This is a genomic window from Streptomyces acidicola (assembly GCF_009377235.1).
In the GTDB taxonomy this organism is placed as follows: Bacteria; Actinomycetota; Actinomycetes; order Streptomycetales; family Streptomycetaceae; genus Streptomyces; species Streptomyces acidicola.
In genome coordinates this window covers 1-4746 of record NZ_VMNX01000408.1, presented here as the reverse complement: position 1 = coordinate 4746, position 4746 = coordinate 1, and the positions used below count along the sequence as shown (strand labels likewise).

Annotated in this window: 6 protein-coding genes and 1 pseudogene; 1 reads left to right on the top strand and 6 read right to left on the bottom strand. The window is 68.8% G+C overall.

Annotation, left to right across the window (positions count from 1 at the left end; translation table 11 throughout):
* Positions 1 to 73 precede the first annotated feature (73 nt).
* Positions 74 to 1072 (bottom strand): inorganic phosphate transporter, encoded by a 999-nt coding sequence (locus FPZ41_RS44955; protein WP_152870510.1) that lies wholly within the window; start codon positions 1070 to 1072, stop codon positions 74 to 76.
* A 7-nt stretch (positions 1073 to 1079) separates the two neighbouring features.
* Complete coding sequence (locus FPZ41_RS44950) at positions 1080 to 1700, bottom strand: DUF47 domain-containing protein (RefSeq protein WP_322621537.1); 621 nt, start codon at positions 1698 to 1700, stop codon at positions 1080 to 1082.
* A 233-nt stretch (positions 1701 to 1933) separates the two neighbouring features.
* Here FPZ41_RS44950 and FPZ41_RS44945 point away from each other — a divergent pair, with 233 nt between their 5' ends.
* The gene (locus tag FPZ41_RS44945; RefSeq protein WP_152870509.1) at positions 1934 to 2320 is read left to right on the top strand and encodes a metal-sensitive transcriptional regulator; all 387 of its coding nucleotides are present in this window, start codon (positions 1934 to 1936) and stop codon (positions 2318 to 2320) included.
* Between the two features lie 30 nt (positions 2321 to 2350).
* On the opposite strand, the gene FPZ41_RS44940 is transcribed toward FPZ41_RS44945, so the two are convergent.
* The 4 genes and pseudogenes from FPZ41_RS44940 to FPZ41_RS44920 form a co-directional block, all read right to left on the bottom strand.
* Complete coding sequence (locus FPZ41_RS44940; protein WP_152870507.1) at positions 2351 to 2530, bottom strand: hypothetical protein; 180 nt, start codon at positions 2528 to 2530, stop codon at positions 2351 to 2353.
* 297 nt (positions 2531 to 2827) lie between these two features.
* Positions 2828 to 3652: a hypothetical protein gene (locus tag FPZ41_RS44935; RefSeq protein ID WP_152870505.1), complete on the bottom strand. Its 825-nt coding sequence runs from the start codon at positions 3650 to 3652 to the stop codon at positions 2828 to 2830.
* A gap of 350 nt (positions 3653 to 4002) precedes the next feature.
* Positions 4003 to 4437, bottom strand: a complete 435-nt coding sequence (locus tag FPZ41_RS44925) for an NUDIX hydrolase (protein WP_152870501.1) — start codon at positions 4435 to 4437, stop codon at positions 4003 to 4005.
* A pseudogene (locus tag FPZ41_RS44920) lies at positions 4434 to 4746 on the bottom strand (CHAD domain-containing protein); the annotation flags it as partial. The pseudogene FPZ41_RS44920 and the gene FPZ41_RS44925, both read right to left, overlap by 4 nt.

Here is a 4746-nt window from a genome sequence, read left to right as displayed (position 1 = left end):
CCCCAGGGAAGGGATGGGACGGGTAGGGGCGGCGGGGGCGAGCAAAAACCCGGGGCGGAGCGCGGGCCCGCGGTTACAAGAACGCCAGGTGCACGATCCAGAAGCTCGCCGCGGCTACCAGCGCGGCGGCCGGCATCGTGATGAACCAGCCGAGGATGATGTTCTTGGCCACCCCCCAGCGGACGGCGTTGACCCGCTTCGTGGCACCGACGCCCATGATGGCCGACGTGATGACATGCGTCGTCGAGATGGGCGCCCTGAAGATGAATGCAGTGGTGAACATGATCGACGCGCCGGTCGTCTCCGCCGCGAACCCCTGCGGCGGGTCGAGCTCGATGATCTTCCGGCCCAGTGTGCGCATGATGCGCCAGCCCCCCGCGTACGTACCGAGTGACAGCATCACGGCGCATATGACCTTCACCCAGACCGGGATCGGATCGCCGTAGTCCTCGACATCCGCGATGACCAGGGCCATGACCACGATGCCCATCGTCTTCTGGGCGTCCTGGAGGCCGTGCCCCAGAGCCATGCCCGCCGCCGAGACGGTCTGGGCTATGCGGAAGCCCCTCTTCGCCTTGTGGGGGTTCGCCCGGCGGAATATCCACATGATCAGGCACATGACCAGATAGCCCACCAGCAGGCCCACCAGCGGCGACACGAACATCGGGATGACGATCTTGTCCAGGACGCCGTCCCAGTACACCGTCGAACCGCCGGCCAGCGCCGCGCCCACCAGGCCGCCGAAGAGAGCGTGCGACGAGGAGGAGGGCAGGCCGTAGTACCACGTGATCAGGTTCCAGGTGATCGCGCCGACCAGGGCCGCGAAGAGGATGGCCATCCCCTTGGCGCCGTGGGGGGTCTGGATCAGACCCTCACTGACCGTTTTCGCGACCCCGCTGCCGAGAAAGGCGCCTGCCAGGTTCATGACCGCAGCCATCGCGAGCGCAGCCTTCGGCGTCAGCGCGCGCGTCGACACGGACGTCGCGATCGCGTTCGCCGAGTCGTGGAAACCGTTGGTGTACGTGAAGAAGAGCGCGACCCCGATGGTCACGACCAGAGCGAAGGTGTCCATGAAGGGCTCAGGACTCCTTGACGGCGATGGTCTCGACCGTGTTCGCCACGTGCTCGAACGCGTCCGCCGCCTCCTCCAGCACATCCACGATCTGCTTGAGCTTGAGGACCTCGATGGCGTCGTACTTGCCGTTGAAGAGGTGCGCGAGAAGCTTCCGGTGGATCTGGTCCGCCTGGTTCTCCAGACGGTTCACCTCGATCCAGTACTCGGTGAGGTTCTCCATGGTGCGCAGGTTCGGCATGGCCTCGGCCGTCAGCTCGGCAGCGCGTGCCAGGACCTCGATCTGCTGCTCGACGCCTCTGGGCAGTTCGTCGACGTTGTAGAGGACGACCAGGTCGACGGCCTCCTCCATGAAGTCCATGATGTCGTCGAGGGACGATGCGAGGGAGTAGATGTCCTCGCGGTCGAACGGCGTGATGAACGAGGAGTTCAACTGGTGGAAGATCGCGTGCGTGGCGTCGTCACCTGCGTGTTCCGCGGCCCGCATACGCTCGGCGATCTCGGCCCGGCCGGCGGTGTCCGCCCCGAGCAATTCCATGAGGAGCTTCGAGCCCGTGACGATGTTGTCCGCGGATGCGGCGAACATGTCGTAGAAGCTCGTCTCCCTGGGGGTCAGACGAAAACGCACGTGGGGTCCTCGGGGTGCTTCGGTTTCGGTCAGGGTGATGCTAGGTGCAACATTCGGCCACGGCTATCGCGCCGTCCCCCAGTCTCGCCCATCGGTCAGAATGCTCGGCACGGGGGCGGTACGGGGAGGTCAGGACTGCCGCAAGCGCGGCGGCCAAAGGACCCTTACCCAGCAAAGTTCGTTACCATATACCTACCAGGGGTATATGCCGCACACGACTGTGGGAGGACGCGATGACGACCACCGAGGCCGGCGCGACTGCGCCCTCCGGCAACACCGGCAACGCCGGGAGCGCCGAGAACAGCGTGGCCGCCGTCGTTACGGATCACGACCGCGGTGTGCACGGGTACCACAAGCAGAAGGACGAGCACCTCAAGCGTCTGCGCCGCATCGAGGGCCAGATCAGGGGTCTGCAGCGCATGGTCGACGAGGACGTCTACTGCATCGACATCCTCACTCAGGTCTCCGCCTCCACCAAGGCCCTGCAGTCCTTCGCCCTCCAGCTCCTGGAGGAGCACCTGCGCCACTGTGTCGCGGACGCCGCGCTCAAGGGCGGGGGCGAGATCGACGCGAAGGTCGAGGAGGCCACGAAGGCCATCGGGCGGATGCTGCGGACGTGACGATACGCACAGGTGGTCGAGGGGAGCCGCTCAGCGGCCCGCCGCCTCCTCGCGTTCTTCGGCCACTTTCAGTACCTCGTCGATGCGGACCAGGCTGAGGCGTTCCTCGTGGGCGGCCGAGGCCGCGATGATCAGTTCGCCGCACAGCTCGATCTCAGCGAGGGCCACGTGGTCCTGAACCGTCGTACCGCCTGCCGGAGCCACGTGCATCACCTCTTCTCTGCCGTCACCGACTTCCTAGAGTAGGGAGCGCCGTACACCCTGCGCATGGCACCAACGGGCTATTCCTGGCCGCCACCCGGCACGGCCCGAGTGACGCGGGCTCCCGTCGACGAGGGTACCGACCCGTCGTCGCGCCAGTAGGTTTTCGGCTCAGTTTTCAGGATCAGTTCTCGGGCACAGCTCCCACCAGGTACAGATCCCGGGTACAGATCGCAGGCACAGATCCCGGGCACAGATCCCGGGCACAGCTCTCGGTCCCAGTTCTTCGGGCTCAGTTCTTCGGGCTCAGTTCTCGGCGAGCTTCCCCGCGTAGATGTCCTCCGAGTCCGGCAGGCGTACGGTGACGGGGACCCCGAAGCCGTACAGCAGGGTCGTCGACGCGACCGCGACCGTGTCCTGCTGCCGGCCGTTGACGAAGCTGAAGCGGTGGCGGATCTTCCGGATGCGGCCCTGGGCGTCGAGATACGCCTCGAACGGGACCTCGGCGGTGGCGAACCCTCTCGCCGCCGCACGCAACGGAGCCCGGTTGGCCTCGGAGGCCAACCGCGCGGCCGCCGCCAGGTCGGCGGTGCCCCGGTAGTGCCGCACCGGGATGCCCGCCACCTTCGCCTCGCCGACGTAGGTCGCGCTTCGCGTCCCGCGCAGCACCTCCGCCGCGGCGAAGGGGTCGGTGGCGCCGCCGGTCACCAGGTTCCCGTCGGAGAGCGTGCCCGTGTCGACGCGGACCCATTTGTCGGCCGGCACCCCCGCGCCCCGGTTCTTCATGAACAGGGCGCCCGGAGCGAGGAGTTCGGTGATCGGGCGGTGCTCGCTGGCCCCGGCCGGGTCCGGTGGGAGCTGCACCTGAAGCCGGCCGAGCCGCTCGGCGTAGTCGTAGACCCCCTCACCGCGGATCGTGACGCGGGTGCCGCCCGTCGCCATCTCCATCGAGGTCAGCGCCTTGGAGGAGCCCGCGCGCACCAGGGCGCCCGCAGCCCGGTGCAGTACGTCGACGGGGTCGGCGGCGCCCGCGTCCCCGGAGTGACCGCCGTTCGCGCAGCCGGTGCCGCAGACCATGAGCCCCGCCGTGGCGACCGCCGCGAACCGCCGTCCCTGCTGCCACACCACCATCGTCTGCCAACCCCCAGCCGCCGGTCCGTCCCGGTCCCTTTCTGTTGTCCGGTTAACGACCAGTAGCGGCTGCCGTCACGCGCCTTACCCCCCCGCTGTGGGGGTAGCTGGTGGGCACAGCACTTGCCTTGGGTAACGTTGTCGGCGTGGCCGAGCAGGACGAGATCGCCCCACCCCAGGAACACCGCACGACGACCGTCGACCAGGGCCGCTTCTGTGTGGCCAGGTGCACATGCGGGTGGAGAGGGCCGGCACGCAGGGCGCGGAGCCTGGCGAGGTCGGACGCGGAGCAACATGTGGGGGCTGTGCCCCTTTAGGGCCCAACTCCCTTCGGGGTGACCGGCGTTCCCCTACGCGTGCCGCAAGGCCGCCAGCAGTTCGTCGACCAGCTCCCGGTCCCGCACCATGGTCAGTCGGTCACGCGCGGCGTCCGGCGACAGCCAACGCACCCGGTCCACCTCGCGGTTGGGAACGAAGTGCCCCTCGCCCGCCTCGGCCGCCCAGTAACTCACCTGCTTGGGCCGCCCGTTCACCTGGTAGTGGGCCGTCGGCAGCCGCGGACCGGGCTCGCAGCGGAACCCGGTCTCCTCCTCGACCTCGCGCAGGGCCCCGGCCAGCGGATCCTCGCCCTGCTTCAACTTGCCCTTGGGGAAGGACCAGTCGTCGTACTTCGGCCGATGGACCAGGCAGAGCTCCAGGTTCCCGTCGACCGGGGAGCGGCGCCACAGTACGCAGCCCGCCGCGAGGATCGTGTCGCCTCGGCCCGTGCTGTCGGTGTCCGTCAACGGGTGCTCACCGCTTCCTTCTGCCAGGCCTGCTGGAACCCGAACCGGGCCGCCTCCACCTCGTGCCGCTGGTCGGCGTGCAGGACCCCGAGAGCGTACGCGGTCGCCGGGGCGATGCGCGGGGTGCGGGCCGCGGCCGCCGCGGCGGCCGCCGCCTCGGACGCGTCGCGGTGCCGGTTGAGGGCCTGCCCGGCCGTGAGGAGGCGTACGTCGACGGGGGCGTCCTTCCCCCGCAGCACCTCGCGGGCGTAGCGGTGCAGGCGCAGCAGCAGACGGACCTGGTGCCAGGGGGCGTCCTGGGGGTGGGGG